Below are 19,336 nucleotides of genomic sequence, written 5' to 3' on the forward strand. Positions count from 1 at the left end.
AAGCCGCCTTTTAGCGTGTTTTTGCCTTTACCACCGATGATATCGTCATCATCATCGCCGCCGTCGATATCGTCATCATCATCGCCGCCTTGAACTTTGTCTTTGCCCAAGCCGCCTTTTAGCGTGTTTTTGCCTTTACCACCGATGATATCGTCATCATCATCGCCGCCGTCGATATCGTCATCGTCATCGCCGCCTTGAATTTTGTCTTTGCCCAAGCCTCCTTTTATTTTGTTTTTGCCTAGGCCAACTTCGATATCGTCATCGTCATCGCCGCCGTCGATATCGTCATCGCCATCGCCGCCTTTAATTGTGTCCTTGCCTTTGCCGCCGATGATTTTGTCTTTGCCTTTGCCGGCTGTAATGTTATCGTCACCATCGCTGCCTTCAATATCGTTATCCAGCGTCGCAGAACCGACAATAACTTGAGGTGCTGTAGTGCCACTAAACTTAAAGACATTTTGCTCGATGTTCAAGCTAAAACGCTGGCCGGTGAGAGATCGTTTGCCGTTGCTAACTTCAAAACCAAAACTCAGCGCACCGACAAAACCTACTGTCGCTTTGAACCTTACCAAGCCTGCGTTAATGTCTGCTTGAGTGAAGGTAAAACCGACTTGTGTTACGGCGACTCCATTAAACAATAGTTGGCCGGTTGTAGCATCGGGTAGCTCGGTTAACTTGAAGACTGTGCCGCTAGGACCTTGCTCGTCATCGACAAACCGCAACAACTCAGAAGTAATAGTTTGCTCGCCGCCGCTGGAACCAGCAGTCAAGCTATTATTAGCTTCCACTCGCGGAGGGTTAAAAATCGGAGTGAGAGTTTGACTTGGAGTTGGAGTTGGAGTTGGAGTTTGAGTTTGAGTTGGAGTTTCAGGATTAACTTCCAAAAAGTCGCCAGCAGTGATCAGCGTTGCGTTGACATTCAACAATAGCGCCAAGGCAAAGTTATTGACCCGAATTTCGGTATCGCCACCGACTTGTATAAAGGTCAAGCTGCTAAAGTTCAAGTCGCCAAACAGCAGAAATTTGTCGCTGCCGTCTGTGTAGTCAGTGATGACTGCTTTTGCCCCAGAGGTACTGTTACTCACGACATAAACGTCATCTCCAGCACCGCCGACACAGGTATGGTTGCCAGTACCGCCCATCAGGGTATCGTTGCCCTCGCCGCCCATCAGCGTATCGTCGCCGTTGCCGCCGCCGCTAACGCTGTCGTCGCCGTCGCCACCGTCTGCCATGTCATTGCCGTCGCCAGTCACGAGGGTATCGTTGCCAGCACCGCCCATCACGCTGTCGTCGCCGTCGCCGCCCATCACGCTGTCGTCGCCGTCGTCACCCATGCAAACGTCGTTGCCGGCACCGCCCATCACGCTGTCGTCGCCGTCGCCGCCCATCACGCTGTCGTCGCCGTCGTCACCCATGCAAACGTCGCTGCCGGCATCGCCCATCACGGTATCGTTATCTTTGCCACCGTTAACGGTATCGTTGCCGTCGCCGCCGCTAACGTTGTCGTTGCCTGTGTCGCCCCTGACTGCATCGTTGCCTTCGCTGCCCTCACAATCGTCGTTGCCTTTGCCGCCATAGACGGTATCGTTGCCGGCGCCGCCGTCAACGTCATCATCTCCTTCGTTGCCGTGGGTCCAGTCATCGCCGTCATCGCCTTCGCAGATGTCGTTGCCACTGCCACCCATCACGGTATCGTTGTCTTTACCGCCGTTAAGGGTGTCGTTGCCGTTGCCGCCCATGACGGTATCTTTGCCCAGATCGCCTCTTATTTCATCGTCGTCATCGCCGCCCTCGCAATCGTCGTCATCTTTACCGCCGAAGATTTTATTTTTTTTGCCTCGGTTTCCTTTGATTCTGTCCTTGCCTTTTTTGCCGAATATCTCATCCTGTTCGCCGGTGGCGACAATTAAGTCATCGTCATCGGTACCGACGACGGTTCGGCGGCGATCGATGCCGCTGTCATCATCTAAGTCATCTATGTCGCCCACACCTTCTTCTAGTACGCCGTTAGATTCCGCCATTTGGCTGTCATCAGCAGCACCTTCTTCCAGTACGCCGTTAGACAGAGCTGGAAATGTGGTGGTAATGCCGTCGGTGTTTTCGGTGAGCGCTATCTGAATTAACTCGGCTAACTCCTCATCGGAAATTGTAGAGCTGTCGTCGCCTAAATCCCCGACTGGCTTTTGTGTTTCATCTTGAGCGGGAAAAAGTGTTCCCGCTCCTTCTTCTAACAACGTTAGTTCATCCATTGTTGATATTTCCCAAAAAATGGTAAGCTTCTTAGAATCAATTTATCAGCAAACAGGAGGCTGCAGAAGTTTTTTTTTTACTTCATGCTTTCGCCCCCTATAGGAGCTGGTTTCCTCATCTTTACTATTATAGATGCCACTTAAACTGCAAGGTTTTTTTCGCTATTTTGCGAGTTTTATATTCTGCCATTGCGTACCAAAATCAATTAATCCGCAACCTACACTGTAAGTGCTACGCCGAAGCTCCGAGCTTTTAAGATGTTCTCGGTATTTTCTACAGTAAGCTGCGCCGAAGGGCCCCTGCCTGTAGAGTTTCTACGTAATTTCTACAGTGAATTAGCTGAATTTAAACTCGCAACTGACAACTCCTAAATAACTACCCAAAACCTCTGTCCCCCAAATTCTACCCTTGCTTTTTTTCCGATCTAGGCTGGGTGTATTGAAGTTTTGTAACACTCCCAGCTTTGACAAATCCTTCCCTGACCTAGGATTTGAATCTCTTGACTAAACGACAGCACCCTCGTAATTTTAGTTCCCGATGATTAATTAGAAATTTAGATAATTCCCCCGACCAAATATTTGTTCTAATTTTTAGTGGCACAATTTTCTCTCATTCGAGGAAACCTCGCGAACTGAGTTTTTTTTCGGATCAATACTAAGAGTTCTGCCAAAATATATCTATCTTCAGGCAGATTGTAAGATTTGCTTTCAAATGGTATGTGACGCAGAAGTAGTTTTTGGTGACTGTTGCAAGCTCGGCATTTTGAGCGGGCATGACCCACGGCGAGGCTGCCCAACCCTGTTGTTTTGTAACGGCTTCGCTACCAAGTCCAATAATTCTCCGAGAAACCGGCCTGATGAGGGGTAATCCTCTAGATGCCAAAAAAAGAGTTGCTTGAGAGTACCGGAACAATTTTATGGTCGTTGTATTGTTGAGAGTTCTTGGCTGCTGATGTTTATTTTTGCTGCTTAACTTTAACTCGATTAAAACAGTTAAATTAAAAATTTTCTATATCATGAAAGCGGTAAATTAGCAATAAATTATTAGGAATTATCGATGGTGAAGTATCGATTATCGATCGCCACGGAGGTCTTAAGGATGAGGGCGGAGGGCTTACGGATGAGAACCCAGGGCTGACCAATTAATTAATTGACACAAAATCAAGATTACACATGGGGGGTTGGTGGTACAGGATAAGCGGTAAAGACCGATCGACCCCTCTCCCAAAAAAATAAAATACTCAAATTTGCCTGCGATATTGCCCTGAAACCGGTTGGCGAGAGCCGAAGTAATTTTAATAAGAACTAGAGATCCGCCTGGTAAAGTGCCTCCAATTTAACTTTACTCAGCAATGAGAAACTCAAGTTCACGACGAATCTAAAGGGGTCTGCGGTAGAGGTGCAAAATGTTAAAGATAGCAAGATTGGAGAAAATTCGGCTTTCACCGAGCCACAGGGCAATCAAAACTAATAAACTGTTATTAAAGTACAACTTTTATATCCTCAAAGTGTTTGAACAAATATACATGACCCTAGCGATCGCCCGATCGGGGGAAGCGCATTCAGAAACTTTGATTGGAAGAGTAAAAAATATGTTGCCGAGCGCTATTGCTAGCCGCAAAAACGCAGGCAAATTCAGAATTAAGGCGGGAGGGCGCTAAATCGGTGAGCCAGGAATTTCAACTCTCAGTCACCCCCGTTGGGGACGATGAATATCTAGTGCGGACAGAAAGGGTTGCACCCGGTGTACCCTTAGCCGAACAACAAGTCCGCTGGCCGATCGACGAATGGCTGGCACTGTCTGCTCAACTGATGAACGACCCGCTGGTGGGCTTGCTCCAGGGAAAAGCAGTACAGGGAAGCAGTTTTGCCGGTCGCGGCCTCTCCCGTTCGGGAAACAACTCAGCGCCGAATTTAGTAGCCCTGGGGCAACAATTATACAGCGGGCTGTTTCAAGGAAACTTGCGCGATAGCTGGACTTGCGCTCAAGGCATAGCCCAGCACCGCCGAGAAGTGCTGCAACTGCGACTCGGACTCAAAGGCCGGCGCTTGCCACGACTGCCGTGGGAAGTTCTGCACGCCGGCGATCGCCCTTTGGCAACCGGCACCGATGTCGTATTTTCTCGCTACCAACCAGGTACAAGTTTGTTCAAGCAAACCCGGATACTGCCTAGTGGCGGGCCACTAAAAATTTTAATGGCGATCGCCTCTCCGAGCGATCGAGACAGCTTGCAGCTCAAGCGAGAAGTGCTCCATTTGCAGCAAGAACTCCAAAACCGCACCGGTCATCCTCTCAAAAACAGCCCCCATTGCCCGGAAATTCAACTGACTATTCTCGAACAGCCCGATCGAGAACAACTTACCCAAGCCCTAGAACAAGGACACTACCAAGTCCTGCACTACGCAGGCCACAGCAACTTAGGTTCCAGAGGTGGGGAACTCTACCTAGTCAGCAGCCGCACCGGCTTAACCGAAACCCTCAGTGGCGACGACTTAGCTGGATTGCTCGTTAACAACGGTATTCAGATGGCCGTGTTCAACTCCTGCCGCGGCGCCTACGGCGACCCCTCAGACCTCGCGGACGACAGCCCGGAACGGAACTTAACCGAAGCTCTAGTCAAGCGTGGAATTCCGGCAGTGCTAGCAATGGCAGAAAGCATCCCCGACGATGTAGCCCTAACTCTCACGCGTTTGTTTTACCGCAACCTCAATCAAGGCTATCCAGTCGATCTCAGCCTGAGCCGTGCCAGAGCTGGGCTAATTTCTGCCTACGGTTCTCACCAGCTATACTGGGCTTTGCCCATTCTCTATCAGCACCCGGACTTTGACGGCTATTTGACCGGCGCGCCAGCCCACAGCGCGACATCCGGTTCTATGGTGCACATAATCGCGCCGGGAACGCCACCGGCGCTCGCGGGTACAGAATGGAAGGCCCCGTCTTCGGTTTCGGCGATCGCCCAATACCCCCCAATCCCAGCGAATCGATCCCATGAGTCAGACAATTCTGACGGCGAAGTCTGGGAATATCCCAACCAATTAAAAGATCGTAGGGATTGGGTTCACCAGAACGATCGAGCGGATGCTACTAACTCACCGAACTCACCGACGGCTTCGCCCTCCTCTATTCCTAATTCTGAGTGTTCAGCGATCCAAGCAACTCGCGCCGCTGCATCGACTCAGAAACCGTTAAAAAAACCGGGGCTGAAAAAATCTGTTACCCTGATGCTTTGCTTGTTGTCCGTTGCTTTTAGTGCTGGCTTTTTTGGGTGGCGGTACTCGAACCAGCGAGGTCCGAAACCAGAAGAGTTACTGCCGGCGGTACGGACTCCCCTGTCGCAAAATTACCTGCAACAACGTCACTAAAAGCGATCGCCCACTGCAATGCTGAATTTAGACTCTCTTGGCCTGGCTCCAAACTGGGTGGGGTTTTTGCTGGCCATTCGCGATCGGCTGCCGCTGGCAAAGCGATCGAAAGTATACTGCTCGATCGAATCTCGGACTTACCTTCATCAAGTCGGTTTTTACCGAAAATAAGCAGCAGCCCAACCAAGCATCGAGGAAGAAACTGGGTTTCTCGTCGAGAAAGTAAGTCCGGGACTGCTTAATCATAGAATGCGTCAGTCGATTTGAGATTTTAGACCTCGGCTTGAGTCCTGAGTCGAACGATTTGAGATTTTAAATTTACTCCACAGATAAATCTGGGAAATGGAACAAGAGTCTAAAATTTTGATCTCTCCACGACAGGAGTCGGTGGCTTGTCTGCGTTTTTGAGCGGGCTGATTCGGCAGCACGAGCATTCCTCATTCGGCACAAGACAATAAAAGCCAGAGTTGCCACAATTAAGAACGTCCTCACCGTCAGCGCGCTTATTTAACAATAATTAATTATGGAAGCGGCTGTGAGTTTGACCTCCTCGCATCCAGGATACCCGCCACGTGATTCATGCCGAAAGCAGACTCAGGACCGGTGAAATAAAAAACCTGTATCCGATGAAACTTGCCGAACGTATTTATCCGTGGGGTCAAGGCTTAAATCTAAAATCTAAAATCTAAAATCTAAAATCGATTGACGCGCCCCTCCAGTTGGTGCATAAATTTTGAGAGTATGGCAGTTTACAGGCCACGACTCGAAACCAATACATTTCCATCGAAACTCCATGTCGGGAACCGCTGCTAATTTGTAGTGCATCAAACATTTAAGCTGTTGTGCATTAAACTCGGTCTTTTTCAATTCCCCTGTGGAAATAACCTCAAATTCTCTGGCTTGGGGCCCGAGGAGGAAGATTTTCGCCAGTTCCCCCTAGAAATCTACTGATTCGTGGCGAAGTGTTAAGAGTCGCGAAGCAATCTCGCCCGATCAAAACTATTCTCCTCTTAGTGGCTGCCCGATGTTTCTGCCGCCGCGCCCATGGAGTCGGGTTTTAGCTTAAACCCGTTCAACCAACCGGTGAAATTTCCTGCAATTTTTACCGGATTGCCTTCCCCAGACTGCGTTCTGTGCAAGTTATATGCCCAAAACCTTAATAGAAGATTGCTCGTTGGTATTTGGGGTTTTGAGGGGATTTCCAGCCGTAAAAATAGAATTTACAAGTAGCTGGCAGTGGCATCGAGAACAAGTGCTGCCTCGTCTTGTTGAGGTAAAAGTTAACCCCGCGCCGGTAAATGCTTTCGGCAGATTTGCAGTGGCCGCGTTCTAGGTATTTCCATTCATGGCTGTCTTATTTTGACCTTGACCGCAGACACAATCGGGGATTGGTGAATGCAGGGAACAGACTTTACTGTAAAAAAGTAAAGCATTTAATTTGCGACAATAATTCCCCGCGCGATCGCTCCAAGGCTTACACAAGGATTTGGGCCGCGAGGAGCAAATTGATCGCCCTTCGAGCATCCTTACTTGCACCCCCGGTCTTGAGGCCGCAGAAATTTATCCAGAATCTTAATATTCAGAATTATTAGTATTGACAGTGAAACAAAGTTAATCTAATGTGTTGTAATTGATATAAGTAAAGTCCAATAAGCGAGGTACGGTCAATGGCAGAAACAGCTACAGCACCCTTAACAGGAAAAGGTCTGCTTCAAAAAATCAAAGGCAGTGATTTGCCACGCAGAGAACTTGCGAAGCTTTGCGGCTACTTCACTGTCAGCAAAAGTGGAGAAACCCGGATTAATCTGGCTGAGTTTTACGATGCAGTGTTAGCTGCTAAGGGCATTGAGCTAGAGAAGTCTAAAGCAGACGGACGCGGGCGAGAAGCGAGTTATCGAGCTAGCGTTCACAAGAATGGTTCGATCGTGATCGGGGCAAATTATACCCAAGAAATGGGATTAAAGCCGGGAGACGAGTTTGAAATTAAGCTCGGATACAAGCACATTCGCTTGATTCAGATCGATGTGGACAGACCGGATGTGGAATTGGATGATGAAGAGGAGGATACAGAAGAATAGAGGCGATCTCGATGCAGTCAGCCGATAGCAAGGCTACTGGATTTGGCTTCGCTACACGAGTATTTGCGCGCCACCCTTCGATTTAACTGATGAGCTGTCTTGACTATTTCTATTTTCTCTTGTCTCGCAAAGACTACAGTGCCTCTGAACTTCGCAAAAAGGGGCAAGAGAAAGGTTTTGGCAATGAGGAAATATTGGAGGCGATCGCGCAAATTCAAGACCGGGGCTATCAGTCTGACACTCGCTTGGTGGCAAACTCGATCGCCTCTGCAGCAGGCAAATACGGAAAGTCTGCCATCAAGCGCAAGTGCCTGCAAAAAGGAATTACCAACGATTTGTTCGAGCAAGTCTGGGAAGAAGAAATTGCAGAAAATCAGGACTCCGAAGCAGAAAAACTGGCCGAATTAAAAGCCAAAGTCATGCGGAAATACAAGATCGATACTTGGGGTAAAGCAGATCCGAAAACCAAGGGCAAAGTCTTGAATTACCTGCAATACAGGGGCTTTAATGCCTTTGAAATTTGGCGACAGTGGCAGACGGAAGAAGATGACGAGTAAATAGTAGGGTCAAGCAAATAGAGCAGGCCCCGATAGGCAAGCACAACTACACTGCTGCCGACGGGGCTAAAGTCTAAGTCCTGAGTTTTTTTGACACTCCCCTGCCTGAAGGCGAGGGGATTCTTGGTTCTGCGACATACCTTAAAACTATCTATCCTTGTGGCAGTGTTTAAACCAGGTATCCGTTCAAAAGAACCAAATATCGAGCTTAATTTAGATAGCCTCGCGAGGGTTTGTCTCCCCAAGCTTTCGAGAATTGCTTCTCTTGTTTCTGTGTGCCCCACAGTACATTTTAGAAATAAAAAGTTTAGTCTCTGATTTTGGCTTACATTAGTTAGCCCAGCTATGTTTTTCGTGGTTTTCGCCACCCACTAACCATTATTGTTTTCCGACCTGTCGTTTGAGCGTGGTGTCTCATGTGTATCGGCGGTTATTCTACCTGTAGTCTAGTTATTTTACTCTACAATGAACACAATGCAAGAAAGTTCAAGAAAACAATTAACAAAAGTTGATAATTAATTAAAGCCGTCAAGCTTATGACGGGGCTTTAGACCCAATTTCTTGGTAACTGTATGTCAATCCTCAGCGTTGACTAACTAAGATTCGTACATCTGCCGATGTCTGGCTAAAAGCTGGAGATATTTCTCGTTGATTTTAGCCAGCATCCATTTCTCTTTAAAAATGGCGGCGGATTCGGCTTTCACCGGATCAGTTTCGAGCGGCAAAATATCTTTTCGAGCGGCGGTTTGCTCTGCAACAGACTTCAGCTTTTGAGGGTTTTGCTGGTATTTTCGGCCGCTTTTGTGGTTAGCGTAGCGACGGGATCGAGTGTACCCCATCTGCAAGAACTTGCGGGCCATGTCGGCTCCCACAAAATCATCGGCATCGAGATACTCTAAAAACAAGGAGTAAATTTTGCTGCTAGACTCCCTGGCAATTTCAGGAGTCTTAAATCTCCAGAAAGGCAAAATTTCTCCTTTGTATGGTTCAACCAACAGCACTCCCTGTTCTCCTTTCCCTACCCGATAAAGTTCCGGGTGCTGTCTAAAGTCGATGTTTTTAAAATCCACAGAGTAGTCGAACTGCTTCATTGGGCGTTTTCTGTTGTATCTGGAACTATAGAAGCCCGGGGTTTACCTTCGTCTGGTTTGGTATAAACCCAGGCCCAAGCAATGAAGACAGCTTGAAAAGGCAGCCTCAACCAATACAGTAATTGGTTGTGGGGAATCCCTTCTATCGGAATGTTGTTGACGGCTTGATTGATATTAGCTGGAAACACGGCAATAAACAAGGCAATTAACCCCCACGCCGCCGCCCTGCTGACAGGAGGAACTAACAGCCCAATTCCGCCCAAAATCTCGAAAAAACCGCTGATATAAACCAATGCTTCCGGGTAAGGAAGCTGGGGCGGCACAATTCTGATAAAAGGTGCGGGTACTGCAAAGTGCAGCACGCCTACAATACTGATAGCTACTGCGAGAATAACTCGCCAAATTTCTTTTTGACTTTTCATGGGCAATGGGTAATTAATAATTGTTAAATTGCTACGATAATGCTTGCACAAAATCGCTATCTGCGATCGAGATGACAAGCAAACTGAGCCCCAAAAATTCCAGCTTTCCGGGTTTGTCTGCTTTTGCTGGTGGCTGTAACGATTTTATTTCGTAGAAAAACCAGGTTTCTGGCTAACTCCCAGACAAGTTTTCACAGCCCCAAACTGGAGGAAGCGAGAACTGGAATCCCACGCCTGCGCGTTGACTGCCAAAAACAGATAGCGCGCATTTTGATAACAAGATTTTAATGTCTAGTACCCTGTTGCTGTCTCTATCTTCGGGTAGTAAAACATGATTTTTGTTCCGGCTTGGGCGTCGTCAGCAGCCAAAGCAGTGGGGGATTTTGTCGATCGACAAATGCACCATCGCTTAACATTAGATAAATCATCGCCGCAATTGAGGAGTGCGATTGCTGCTAAATTTGACCCCCTCGCATCCAGGATACCCGCCACGTGATGAATCCGTCCAGAAATAAAAAACCTGTATCCGATAAAGGATCCCCCGAATTGATCTCGCGCAAGTCAATGCTTCAATTCTAAAATCTAAAATCTAAAATCAATAGTGCGGAATATTTTTATCTCATAGTGTGAAACCCTTGATTTTCGGTTGGCAGCTTGATTGTCCAATCGCCCTGAAACCCTTATTTTACGGTGGGCAATCAAAAACTGTCCGAAGTATTGTAAAATCTAAAATCTAAAATCTAAAATCGATTGACCTAGCCTTCCAGGCGCTTCCCTACCCTACCCTACGGGAACCCCTACGGGGAACGGGAACCCTGGCGGGAAGATAGCTTTGCTAGGGCGTACCTTGATTAGACTAATTAAGGCGAGTAATTTGTCAATAACTTTTAGAATTATTTAATATTTGCGTTTTGAGAATTATTGCCTCTGGCAACTCGGGAACGCTCTGTAATTAAAATTACTATCTCAAGTTTGAATATTGTCAACTTCCCACAGATGCTAGAATGAATCAAATTATCTAATTTGCTAAAAAGTCGATCGTCGTAGCAACTTCCAAAGCATCCTGCTGGAATTCAAAATAGTCACTCCTAGGCAGGAACTTTTTAGCCACCACATTATTCAAAAAGATTGAGCCTCCAAGCGCTGTGTCATTTTTATCTACACGTAAGCAATCACCGACGACCATGAACACCTCACTAAACACCTCTAAATTTGGCATTAACCGGATGCTGCGACAATCGCTGTTTGCAGGCATCATTTCTGCAGCAGCTTTAGCTAGCGGATGGGCGCCCGGTTTGTATGGACAATCCCCAAACCTCGTTTTCGGATCGGCAGCCCAAGCTCAAGAAATTAGCAGCCAAGAAATTACTAGCTACGCTCGTGCTGTGTTGGCAATAGAACCCAGACGGGTGGAAGCTTATAACGAAATTAAAGGAATGGCTGGGGGATCGGTTCCCAGAGTAGTGTGCAACGAAACTCAGCAAATTAATAGGTTGTCTGGAGGTGTTCGTGGCATCGCGGTGAATTACTGCCAACAAGCTAAAAAAGTTATCGAAACCAATGGTTTGACAGTTAGTCGCTTCAACCAGCTTACTTTGCTCCAGCAAGCGGACCCGGCAGTCAAACAGCGAATTCAAGCCGAACTGCTGCGACTGCAACAAGCGGGCAATCAATAAGCTTGAGGGTTTGAGTCTTTCTTCCTCTCCCGTTCTATTAGACTTCTCCATAAAAGCTTGTTAATGGCAGGCAGGATGCCTAAGCGCTACCTCCCCCCAACAATATATTGGAGATTTAAATTGTTCGAGTTACTAGACGATATGCAAAATTTTTTGAAAAAAGGGCGATCGTCTGTGATAAAATGCTTGACAAGATGACAAAAATGTGGTAAAGAGACAAGAACGGGAGCGGTTCAGAGAGATGAATATTTTTCAACTGGCTGTAAATCGGAATGAGATATAGCGATCGCCAAGACGATTAAAACGTTTTTAATTCCTGAAACATGAGCTGAAAATGGCAATTTCGGTCTTCCTTATTCCTTCGGCTATAAAAAAGATATTCCTCAAAAACTCGATGTAAAGTGAAGGGTTCTGAGGAATAGAATAGAAAAATGCTAACATTCACAAAACATTTACCAGCAAATCCCGATGCTGTTGTCAGCTTTACTTTACCAATGACAGCCGACGATCGCACTCGCAGCCGCCACCGATTCGAGACAGAAACGGGGGAAAGGCTGCACCTGAGTTTGCCCAGAGGTACAGTATTGCGCGATCGAGATTTATTGCAGTCGGAAGACGGTAGCTGTTTGGTACTGGTAAGTGCAAAACCCGAACTCGTGCTGACAGCGCGGGCCTCAAGCCCGCTGCTACTGATGCGGGCGGCTTATCATTTAGGAAACCGCCACGTAGCTTTAGAAGTTGCCGATAATTATTTAAGGCTTTCTCCCGACTCTGTGTTGCAGGGAATGCTAGAAAAAATGGGTTTGGAAGTAACACAGGAAATTGTGCCGTTTCAGCCGGAAATGGGCGCTTATGGGCACAGCCATTAGATTTTAGATTTTAGATTTTAGATTTTAGATTTTAGATTTACTCCCACCGATAAATCCGAGGGCTTATGACTAAATTGCTTTCGGCTATTGAAGAAGCAAGAAGTCAACAGTCAACAGTCATTCGATTTTAGATTTTAGATTTTAGATTTTAGATTTTGGATTGACTTGCGCGAGATAAATTCGGGGGCTTGAGGATTTTCGATTTTCGATTTTCGATTGATTCCCCGGATAAATCACGTGGCGGGTACCATCAACAAATTCTTGGTCAACAGTCAACAGTGAACAATCAACTTTTATCTTTGTTGCAGTTAGCTTTTGCACCTGTGGGAGCTTATAGTTATTCTGAGGGAATCGAAAGTCTGGTAGAAACCGGTACGATCGACAGCGAGATTACTTTGAGGAATTGGTTAGAAAATTCGCTGCAATTCGGGGCTGTGCGAGTAGAAGCCGCTGTGGTGGTAAGGGCTTTGAGGGCGGCACAGATGGGGGATTTGACGGCTTTGAATTACTGGAATGCTTGGGCGACGGCTGCTAAGGAAACAGAAGAGTTGCGCTTGCAAAGTTGGCAAATGGGGCGGACTTTGGTGAGGTTGCTGCTGGATTTGCGTGAAGCGAAGCTATCCCGCAGGGAATCGCCCGTTGCTTCTGGGTTAACAACAAGTGTAAAAGATTTGGTGGAATTTGGCGGCAATCCGTGCAATTTTGCGATCGGCTTTGGCATTGCCGCCGCCAACTGGCAGATTGAAGAGGAAGCGGCCGTGTTAGGATATTTGTACAGTTGGGCTGCCAATTTGGCGAGTGCGGGCGTGAAACTGATTCCCCTCGGTCAAACAGCCGGTCAACAGTTGCTGTTAGATTTGCAGTCTCAAATTAGCTGTACGGCGCAAGAAGTTTTAAAATTAGAAGATGATGAGCTTGGGAGTTGCAGTTGGGGATTAGGACTGGCTAGCATGGCGCACGAAACTCAGTACACTCGGTTGTTTCGCAGTTGAAAATCCTTCAATCCCAAATCCCTCAATCCCAAATCCCAAATCAGAAAATCAGAAAATCTAAAATCTAAAATCTAAAATCTAAAATCGCTATGGGTGCTTTTCGTGTAGGAATTGCTGGGCCAGTTGGTTCGGGGAAAACAGCTTTACTGGATGCTTTGTGCAAAGCGCTGCGACAGCAATACCAGATTGCGGTTGTTACTAATGATATCTATACTCAGGAAGATGCCCAGTTTTTGGTTCGGAGTCAAGCTTTGGAGAGCGATCGAATTTTGGGCGTAGAAACAGGAGGCTGTCCCCACACAGCCATCCGCGAAGATGCTTCGATAAACTTAGTAGCTATAGAAGAGTTAGAACACAAATTCACTGATTTAGATTTAGTATTTGTCGAAAGCGGCGGCGATAACTTGGCGGCAACTTTTAGCCCGGAGTTAGTAGATTTAACAATTTACGTAATCGATGTCGCAGCAGGCGATAAAATTCCGCGCAAAGGCGGGCCAGGAATTACTAAATCTGATATGTTGGTAATTAATAAAACAGACCTCGCACCTTATGTAGGAGCAGATTTAGGCGTGATGGAACGGGACGCGAAAAAAATGCGGGGGGAGAAACCTTTTGTTTTTACTAACTTGAAGACAAAGGAAGGATTAGAATCGGTAGTTAATTTTGTTAAATTGAATATGGCATAGATTGAGAAAATATAGTATAATGTAAATAAAGTGACACGGCTCGCAATTCCCCGTGAAAACGTCTCCAGACAAATATAGTCTGCTTGAGTCGCGGGAGTGTCAAAAAAATCTCGTTCTAGTTTTGCCGTTTAATGACTACCAAGTAAGTTATGCTGAGTTGTTATGATGCAGCCGAATACTTTTTGGCTCAGGCAAGTGAAGATGCTGGCGATCTGATATCTAATCTCAAGCTTCAGAAATTGGTTTACTATGCTCAAGGCTTTCATTTAGCTTTGTACGATGAACCGCTATTTCTTGAAGCCATAGAAGCATGGACTCACGGGCCCGTTGTTCCTGATTTGTACCGTCACTATAAAAAGTATGGTACTGGTGCAATTCCACGTCCTGAATATATAGACTTTTCGATTTACGAAGAAAAAACTAAGAGCCTGCTTGATGAAGTTTACTCTGTGTTTGGGCAGTTTGCTGCATGGAAGTTAAGGAACATGACACACGAAGAATATCCCTGGAAACTTGCTGCTCAAAATAGCGGAAAAATTACTCATCAATCCCTGAAAAAATACTTCAAGACTCAACTCAATTGTGAAGAAGCATCTTAAGGCAAATCAACGCCAAGAAAAAGGGAAAAGGATTTCACCTAGAGAAATTGTTGATTTACCGCCAGAGCAGGAGTCACCTCTATTTTCTTTGCGATACATGAATAAAGATTACTCTCTTTCTCAATGCACAAAAGATGAAAAGGCTGCTTTTGCAGATACGCTCTACAAATTAAATCAGCTTACCTGGAGTGAGATTAATGCTTGTCCCCGTCACGGATTGGGCTACGAGAAGATAGCCCGAAGTTCCATTAGAGCACCTATTCCCAGCCATCTTAAGGATGATGTAAATTTTATTGCTTTTCGGTTTTGCGGGAAGGCTCCAATGGTTGGTTATCGGGATGGGGCTGTGTTTTATGTTATTTGGTTGGACAGGGGTTTTACGCTTTACCCTCATTAAAAAGAACTCGTTAAATTAGTGGCGGTGTCCAATTTTCGCTACCTCACCACCAATTCCCTGACCAAATTTGCCAAACGTTCTGTACTGTCTGTCACCGCTAATTGAGCAGCAGCTTGAGACATTTTTTCCAAATATTCGGAATCTCTTAACAAATACAACACTTTGCTTTGCAAGACATCTGCTGTCAGTTCGCTTTGACGGAATACCACAGCGGCGCCGACTTTAGCAAATACATCCGCATTAAATCTTTGGTGGTCGTCAGCCGCGTGAGGAAAAGGAATTAAAATAGAAGGTACGCCCGTCACTGCTAATTCTGTCAGAGCACTGGCGCCCGATCGACTAATTGCTAAATTTGCTCGCTGCAACAAGCTCGCCACATTGTCGTAAAATGGCATTGACAAATATTGCTCGTGTTTCAAACTCTCGGCATCCGGGTCATTATTTCCGGTGAGGTGAACCACCCAAGCGCCGGCATCAAACCAAGCCGGAGCACACTCGCGCACTAACTTATTGACTGCGACAGCACCTTGAGAGCCACCCATGACTAAAATAACAGGTACGCTGTCAGGAATTGGCAAATTTAGAGGTTGGCGGGCGAGGAATTGCGATCGCACCGGCGTACCGGCCACCACCGTTTTGGCGCGGGGTAAATGCTGGGCTGCTGCTTCAAATCCGATCGCCACAGCAGTGCACAAAGGACTAAACCAGCGCGTCACCTTCCCCGGAATGGCATTAGATTCGTGGAGAATCACCGGCAAACCCAAAGAGCGAGCCGCTAGAATTGCTGGTGCTGCGATGTAACCGCCGGTAGTAAAGACTCCCTGAAAATTTCCCGCTTTGAGCAACTTCCGCACATGAAGGATCGAGCCGACGAGTCCGCCCAAAATTCGCACAGTACCTAGTCCAAATCGCTGCTGAAAGCCTTCAACGGCGATCGTGTGGAGGGGGTAAAGGGATGAAACTAATTCGGTTTCCATGCGATCTGGGACTCCTAGCCATTCGATCTGACAGTCGTTCAACTGACTAGCGGTGGCGATCGCAGGAAATAAATGTCCACCAGTGCCGCTAGCTGCAACCAACAACCGGAGGGGGGCTTTTGTCAAGGTTTTTGTTTTTTTTACAAGTACAAGTTCCACAGGTCAATCAATTTTATATTTGAGGTTTTAGATTATTATGCTTATTATTCCGGCAGTTTCAGCCAATTTTCAATCAGCAATCTAAAATTAGATTGTGCCATGTCCGTCCTTCCGTTGTCAGTGTTCGTTGCAGGCGAACAGTTGCCCGCGCCACTACTCCTGACAAATAACCAAATTATCACCTAATGCGTAATTTTTTGAATTTAGTGCCAAGTGCATCTCAGTATTTTTCCAGCCGTCGGGACGAAAAAGCCGATCCGCTTCGAGGGCTGCGCCAACGGGCGATCGTTTTTGGCTTTAACGGCGGGCAGTCGATCGCTCAAATATTGTTATGTTTAACAGTGGTAAGTGCTGGCGTGCTGCATCAAGGTGCGGCAAGAGCGATCGGTGCGATCGGGGCGACTCCCCAAACGATCGCCCAAACCCCTGAAAATGCGCCCGCCCCACTCACAAAACTGCTAACAGAAATTGACGCCGCCGCCAACCGGCGCGATGTCAAAGCAGTCATGGCATTTTACAGCCAGAATTTCACTCATTCTGACGGCTTAAACGGCCAAAGCATGGAAAAAGCCCTCACCCAACTCTGGGATCGATATCCAAGTTTAAATTACCGCACCGAGATCAAATCTTGGAAAACCGAAGGTAGCGCGATTATTGCAGAAACCATAACTACAATTGCCGGCACTCAAAAAAAGGATGGCAGAGAATTAACTCTCAAAGCTACCATCCGTTCCCAGCAGCGCTTTGAAGGTGAAAAAATAGTTAGTCAAGAGATTTTAGCAGAACAAACTCAGCTTAGTTCTGGAAATAATCCTCCCACAATTGAAGTAAATTTGCCGGAGCAAGTTAAGGTAGGCGAAGATTACTATTTTGATGCCATTGTACGAGAGCCGATCGGCGATGATATTTTAATAGGGACTGTTTTGGAGGAACCCATTACCGAAAAAACCTTTTTTAATCCCTCAGAAGTCGAGCTAGAGTTGCTAAATGCCGGGGGAATTTTTAAAGTAGGTAAAGCTCCGGCTACGCCAGAAAATCGGTGGGTTTCAGCAGTTTTGATGCGACAAGGTGGAATTGCAACAGTTAGTGTGCGATTGCGGGTTGTCAAGTAATAAAATAGGTGTTATGGGTTATACCATTTTAGATTTTAGATTTTAGATTTTAGATTTTAGATTTTAGATGGGGAATAACTTATGAATTAAATGTTTGGAGCGCTGGTCTACAGTTGCATTTTTTAGGGGATGGTATTATTTGGGTAATTTTAGTAGTGGCGAGTTCAAGAAAATCTTGAAGAGAAAGGACTGAATCCCTAAAGTCGTCACTACAAGAATTATGTTGAATTGACAGTATGAAATATCCAAACCCTTATCTCATTAGTCATTCCCAATTCCCAAATCTAAAATCTAAAATCTAAAATCGTATGATTTCTATCCAAAATCAAATTGTTTTCATTACAGGTGCGAGTAGCGGTATCGGAGCAGCCTGTGCCAAGATATTCGCCAAAGGTGGAGCCAAACTAATTTTAGCAGCCCGCCGTCTTGAAAAGCTTGATCGACTGGCAAACGAACTTGTAGAAACAAAATCCATCGCATCGGCAAACGAGATTTATTTACTAGAATTGGACGTGCGCGATCGCCCGCAAGTCGAATCGGCGATAACTGCGCTTCCCGATGCCTGGAAAAACATCGATATTCTGATTAACAATGCGGGATTGAGCCGTGGTTTAGACAAACTGCACGAAGGCAACTTTCAAGATTGGGAAGAAATGATTGATACCAATGTTAAAGGCTTGCTTTACATGACTCGTGCGATCGTGCCGGGAATGGTAAGCCGAAACCGCGGCCACGTAGTGAATATCGGCTCAATAGCAGGCCGCCAAGCTTATCCGAAAGGTAATGTTTATTGCGCTTCCAAAGCAGCAGTGAGAGCTATTTCTGAAGGGTTGAAACAAGACCTTTTGGGAACAGCAGTGCGGGTGACAGAAATAGAGCCTGGTTTGGTGGAAACAGAATTTAGCAATGTCCGGTTTCACGGCGATGCAGAAAAAGCAAAAAATGTCTATCAAGGATTGACACCGCTGACTGCGGACGATGTAGCCGATGTCGTGTATTTTTGCGCGACGCGATCGCCCCACGTCAATATTAGCGAAATCTTGCTAGTTCCGACAGACCAAGCTAGTGCAACTCTGGTTCACCGAAAAGAGTTTTGAGTTTTTAGTGGTAAGTGTCCGGATTGCGCTCGAATTCTCAGGAAGCTTAATTGGTAGATGCACCCTGATTAATTAACTCCCGACCAATTTTGGCCGGGTTTTTTTTGTCGATCGCCCCCCCTCGCCACAAATTCTCCAAAATTCTGCCAAAGTGTCCTGAAAAGGTGCACATCGGGCGGGAGACTAAATTAGTAGATGCACCCTGATTAATTAACTCCCGACCAATTTTGGTTTGGGGTTTTTTTTTGCGGTATCGAGGGTGATGCTGAATAAAGTTTGAGGTTGTCCGGATGGCGCTCGAATTCTCAGGAAGCTTAATTGGTAGATGCACCCTGATTAATTAACTCCCCGCCAATTTTGGTTTGGGGTTTTTTTTTGCGATATCGACGGTGATGCTGAATAAAGTTTGAGGTTGTCCGGATTGCGCTGGAATTCTCAGGAAGCTTAATTGGTAGATGCACCCTGATTAATTAACTCCCCGCCAATTCTGGTTTGGGGTTTTTTTTTGCCGATCGCACCCCAAACCACGAATTTCCCAAAATTTTCCCAAACTGTCCCGAACAGGTGCACCTCGAACCGGAGACTAAATTAGTAGATGCACCCTGATTAATTAACTCCCGACCAATTTTGGCCGGGTTTTTTTTGGCGATCGCACCCCAAACCACGAATTTCCCCAAATTTTCCCAAAATGTCCCGAACAGGTGCACCTCGAACCGGAGACTAAATTAGTAGATGCACCCTGATTAATTAACTCCCGACCAATTTTGGCCGGGTTTTTTTTGTCGTAAGCTGCTACGCATCTAAATTGAGTACAGAGACGGGCAAGATGCCCGTCCCACAATAATTGTAGAAAAATTGACTGTCAAATTAGATGCACAGCAGCTTATTACAGCCAAAATCGCTAATTATCAAAAATTTTCTCAAACTGTCCCGAACAGGTGCACCTCGAACCGGAGACTAAATTAGTAGATGCACCCTGATTAATTAACTCCCGACCAATTTTGGCCGG

20 protein-coding genes are annotated in these 19,336 nt (G+C 46.4%); 14 read left to right on the forward strand and 6 right to left on the reverse strand.

The annotated features are described in order from the left end of the window. Nucleotides 1-2,252 (reverse strand): cadherin-like domain-containing protein (locus tag QT984_RS08875; protein WP_333271256.1); only part of this gene is annotated, 2,252 nt, incomplete at its 3' end. A 1,406-nt stretch (nt 2,253-3,658) separates the two neighbouring features. Here QT984_RS08875 and QT984_RS08880 point away from each other — a divergent pair. Both QT984_RS08880 and QT984_RS08885 read left to right on the forward strand, forming a co-directional pair. Beyond that, entirely contained in the window at nt 3,659-3,913 is a 255-nt protein-coding gene (locus QT984_RS08880) for a hypothetical protein (protein ID WP_333057449.1), read from the forward strand. 4 nt (nt 3,914-3,917) lie between these two features. After that, the gene (locus QT984_RS08885; protein ID WP_333057448.1) at nt 3,918-5,615 is read left to right on the forward strand and encodes a CHAT domain-containing protein; all 1,698 of its coding nucleotides are present in this window, start codon (nt 3,918-3,920) and stop codon (nt 5,613-5,615) included. Between the two features lie 27 nt (nt 5,616-5,642). Here the strand turns inward: QT984_RS08885 and QT984_RS08890 are convergent, their stop codons facing one another. Next, nucleotides 5,643-5,861 (reverse strand): hypothetical protein, encoded by a 219-nt coding sequence (locus tag QT984_RS08890; RefSeq protein ID WP_333373811.1) that lies wholly within the window; start codon nt 5,859-5,861, stop codon nt 5,643-5,645. An 898-nt stretch (nt 5,862-6,759) separates the two neighbouring features. On the opposite strand from QT984_RS08890, the gene QT984_RS08895 reads away from it, so the two are divergent. The 3 genes from QT984_RS08895 (at nt 6,760) to QT984_RS08905 (ending at nt 8,250) form a co-directional block, all read left to right on the forward strand. Beyond that, the gene (locus tag QT984_RS08895) at nt 6,760-6,948 is read left to right on the forward strand and encodes a hypothetical protein (RefSeq protein ID WP_333057446.1); all 189 of its coding nucleotides are present in this window, start codon (nt 6,760-6,762) and stop codon (nt 6,946-6,948) included. Between the two features lie 334 nt (nt 6,949-7,282). Further along, entirely contained in the window at nt 7,283-7,693 is a 411-nt protein-coding gene (locus QT984_RS08900; RefSeq protein ID WP_015177612.1) for an AbrB family transcriptional regulator, read from the forward strand. Nucleotides 7,694-7,782: 89 nt separating this feature from the next. Continuing rightward, nucleotides 7,783-8,250, forward strand: a complete 468-nt coding sequence (locus tag QT984_RS08905) for a regulatory protein RecX (RefSeq protein ID WP_006634375.1) — start codon at nt 7,783-7,785, stop codon at nt 8,248-8,250. Nucleotides 8,251-8,846: 596 nt separating this feature from the next. Here QT984_RS08905 and QT984_RS08910 read toward each other — a convergent pair. Then, the gene (locus tag QT984_RS08910; protein ID WP_333057445.1) at nt 8,847-9,341 is read right to left on the reverse strand and encodes a DUF4385 domain-containing protein; all 495 of its coding nucleotides are present in this window, start codon (nt 9,339-9,341) and stop codon (nt 8,847-8,849) included. Further along, entirely contained in the window at nt 9,338-9,763 is a 426-nt protein-coding gene (locus QT984_RS08915) for a DoxX family protein (protein WP_333209550.1), read from the reverse strand. The genes QT984_RS08910 and QT984_RS08915 overlap by 4 nt, the downstream gene beginning before the upstream one ends. Nucleotides 9,764-10,094: 331 nt before the next feature. Between QT984_RS08915 and QT984_RS08920 the strand changes: the two genes are divergently transcribed. The 7 genes from QT984_RS08920 (at nt 10,095) to QT984_RS08950 (ending at nt 14,982) form a co-directional block, all read left to right on the forward strand. Next, entirely contained in the window at nt 10,095-10,259 is a 165-nt protein-coding gene (locus QT984_RS08920; protein WP_333057443.1) for a hypothetical protein, read from the forward strand. A 688-nt stretch (nt 10,260-10,947) separates the two neighbouring features. Beyond that, nucleotides 10,948-11,439, forward strand: coding sequence for a DUF4168 domain-containing protein (locus QT984_RS08925; protein ID WP_333209548.1), 492 nt, complete (start codon nt 10,948-10,950; stop codon nt 11,437-11,439). Between the two features lie 431 nt (nt 11,440-11,870). Next, nucleotides 11,871-12,308, forward strand: coding sequence for an urease accessory protein UreE (ureE, locus tag QT984_RS08930; protein WP_333057440.1), 438 nt, complete (start codon nt 11,871-11,873; stop codon nt 12,306-12,308). A gap of 278 nt (nt 12,309-12,586) precedes the next feature. Continuing rightward, on the forward strand, nt 12,587-13,300 hold the full coding sequence (locus tag QT984_RS08935; RefSeq protein WP_333057439.1) for an urease accessory protein UreF: 714 nt from the start codon (nt 12,587-12,589) through the stop codon (nt 13,298-13,300). An 89-nt stretch (nt 13,301-13,389) separates the two neighbouring features. After that, the gene (ureG, locus tag QT984_RS08940; RefSeq protein ID WP_333057438.1) at nt 13,390-13,986 is read left to right on the forward strand and encodes an urease accessory protein UreG; all 597 of its coding nucleotides are present in this window, start codon (nt 13,390-13,392) and stop codon (nt 13,984-13,986) included. A 149-nt stretch (nt 13,987-14,135) separates the two neighbouring features. Then, complete coding sequence (locus tag QT984_RS08945; RefSeq protein ID WP_333057437.1) at nt 14,136-14,585, forward strand: type II toxin-antitoxin system antitoxin SocA domain-containing protein; 450 nt, start codon at nt 14,136-14,138, stop codon at nt 14,583-14,585. A gap of 97 nt (nt 14,586-14,682) precedes the next feature. Next, on the forward strand, nt 14,683-14,982 hold the full coding sequence (locus tag QT984_RS08950; RefSeq protein WP_333209543.1) for a hypothetical protein: 300 nt from the start codon (nt 14,683-14,685) through the stop codon (nt 14,980-14,982). Between the two features lie 38 nt (nt 14,983-15,020). On the opposite strand, the gene murG is transcribed toward QT984_RS08950, so the two are convergent. Beyond that, entirely contained in the window at nt 15,021-16,085 is a 1,065-nt protein-coding gene (gene murG, locus QT984_RS08955) for an undecaprenyldiphospho-muramoylpentapeptide beta-N-acetylglucosaminyltransferase (RefSeq protein WP_333260461.1), read from the reverse strand. Nucleotides 16,086-16,303: 218 nt separating this feature from the next. Here murG and QT984_RS08960 point away from each other — a divergent pair, with 218 nt between their 5' ends. Together QT984_RS08960 and QT984_RS08965 are read left to right on the forward strand one after the other, a co-directional pair. Then, nucleotides 16,304-17,230 carry a nuclear transport factor 2 family protein gene (locus QT984_RS08960; protein WP_333271240.1) on the forward strand — a complete coding sequence of 309 codons (927 nt, stop codon included), beginning with the start codon at nt 16,304-16,306 and terminating at the stop codon, nt 17,228-17,230. A gap of 308 nt (nt 17,231-17,538) precedes the next feature. Next, nucleotides 17,539-18,327, forward strand: coding sequence for an SDR family oxidoreductase (locus QT984_RS08965; protein ID WP_333209538.1), 789 nt, complete (start codon nt 17,539-17,541; stop codon nt 18,325-18,327). Between the two features lie 470 nt (nt 18,328-18,797). On the opposite strand, the gene QT984_RS08970 is transcribed toward QT984_RS08965, so the two are convergent. Further along, the gene (locus QT984_RS08970) at nt 18,798-19,004 is read right to left on the reverse strand and encodes a hypothetical protein (protein ID WP_333057431.1); all 207 of its coding nucleotides are present in this window, start codon (nt 19,002-19,004) and stop codon (nt 18,798-18,800) included. Nucleotides 19,005-19,336: the final 332 nt, after the last annotated feature.

It is taken from the genome of Microcoleus sp. Z1_B2 (assembly GCF_036700325.1).
Classification (GTDB): Bacteria; Cyanobacteriota; Cyanobacteriia; order Cyanobacteriales; family Microcoleaceae; genus Microcoleus.

What these genes read in the sequence shown, in the direction of transcription:
- QT984_RS08960 (WP_333271240.1), top strand. Translation starts at nt 16,304, where the DNA reads ATGCGTAATTTTTTGAATTTAGTGCCAAGTGCATCTCAGTATTTTTCC.
- ureE (WP_333057440.1), top strand. Translation starts at nt 11,871, where the DNA reads ATGCTAACATTCACAAAACATTTACCAGCAAATCCCGATGCTGTTGTC.
- QT984_RS08895 (WP_333057446.1), top strand. Translation starts at nt 6,760, where the DNA reads ATGCCCAAAACCTTAATAGAAGATTGCTCGTTGGTATTTGGGGTTTTG.
- QT984_RS08915 (WP_333209550.1), bottom strand. Translation starts at nt 9,763, where the DNA reads ATGAAAAGTCAAAAAGAAATTTGGCGAGTTATTCTCGCAGTAGCTATC.
- QT984_RS08880 (WP_333057449.1), top strand. Translation starts at nt 3,659, where the DNA reads ATGTTAAAGATAGCAAGATTGGAGAAAATTCGGCTTTCACCGAGCCAC.
- QT984_RS08920 (WP_333057443.1), top strand. Translation starts at nt 10,095, where the DNA reads ATGATTTTTGTTCCGGCTTGGGCGTCGTCAGCAGCCAAAGCAGTGGGG.
- ureG (WP_333057438.1), top strand. Translation starts at nt 13,390, where the DNA reads ATGGGTGCTTTTCGTGTAGGAATTGCTGGGCCAGTTGGTTCGGGGAAA.
- QT984_RS08945 (WP_333057437.1), top strand. Translation starts at nt 14,136, where the DNA reads ATGCTGAGTTGTTATGATGCAGCCGAATACTTTTTGGCTCAGGCAAGT.
- QT984_RS08965 (WP_333209538.1), top strand. Translation starts at nt 17,539, where the DNA reads ATGATTTCTATCCAAAATCAAATTGTTTTCATTACAGGTGCGAGTAGC.
- QT984_RS08950 (WP_333209543.1), top strand. Translation starts at nt 14,683, where the DNA reads ATGAATAAAGATTACTCTCTTTCTCAATGCACAAAAGATGAAAAGGCT.
- QT984_RS08890 (WP_333373811.1), bottom strand. Translation starts at nt 5,861, where the DNA reads ATGATTAAGCAGTCCCGGACTTACTTTCTCGACGAGAAACCCAGTTTC.
- QT984_RS08910 (WP_333057445.1), bottom strand. Translation starts at nt 9,341, where the DNA reads ATGAAGCAGTTCGACTACTCTGTGGATTTTAAAAACATCGACTTTAGA.
- QT984_RS08905 (WP_006634375.1), top strand. Translation starts at nt 7,783, where the DNA reads ATGAGCTGTCTTGACTATTTCTATTTTCTCTTGTCTCGCAAAGACTAC.
- QT984_RS08900 (WP_015177612.1), top strand. Translation starts at nt 7,283, where the DNA reads ATGGCAGAAACAGCTACAGCACCCTTAACAGGAAAAGGTCTGCTTCAA.
- QT984_RS08925 (WP_333209548.1), top strand. Translation starts at nt 10,948, where the DNA reads ATGAACACCTCACTAAACACCTCTAAATTTGGCATTAACCGGATGCTG.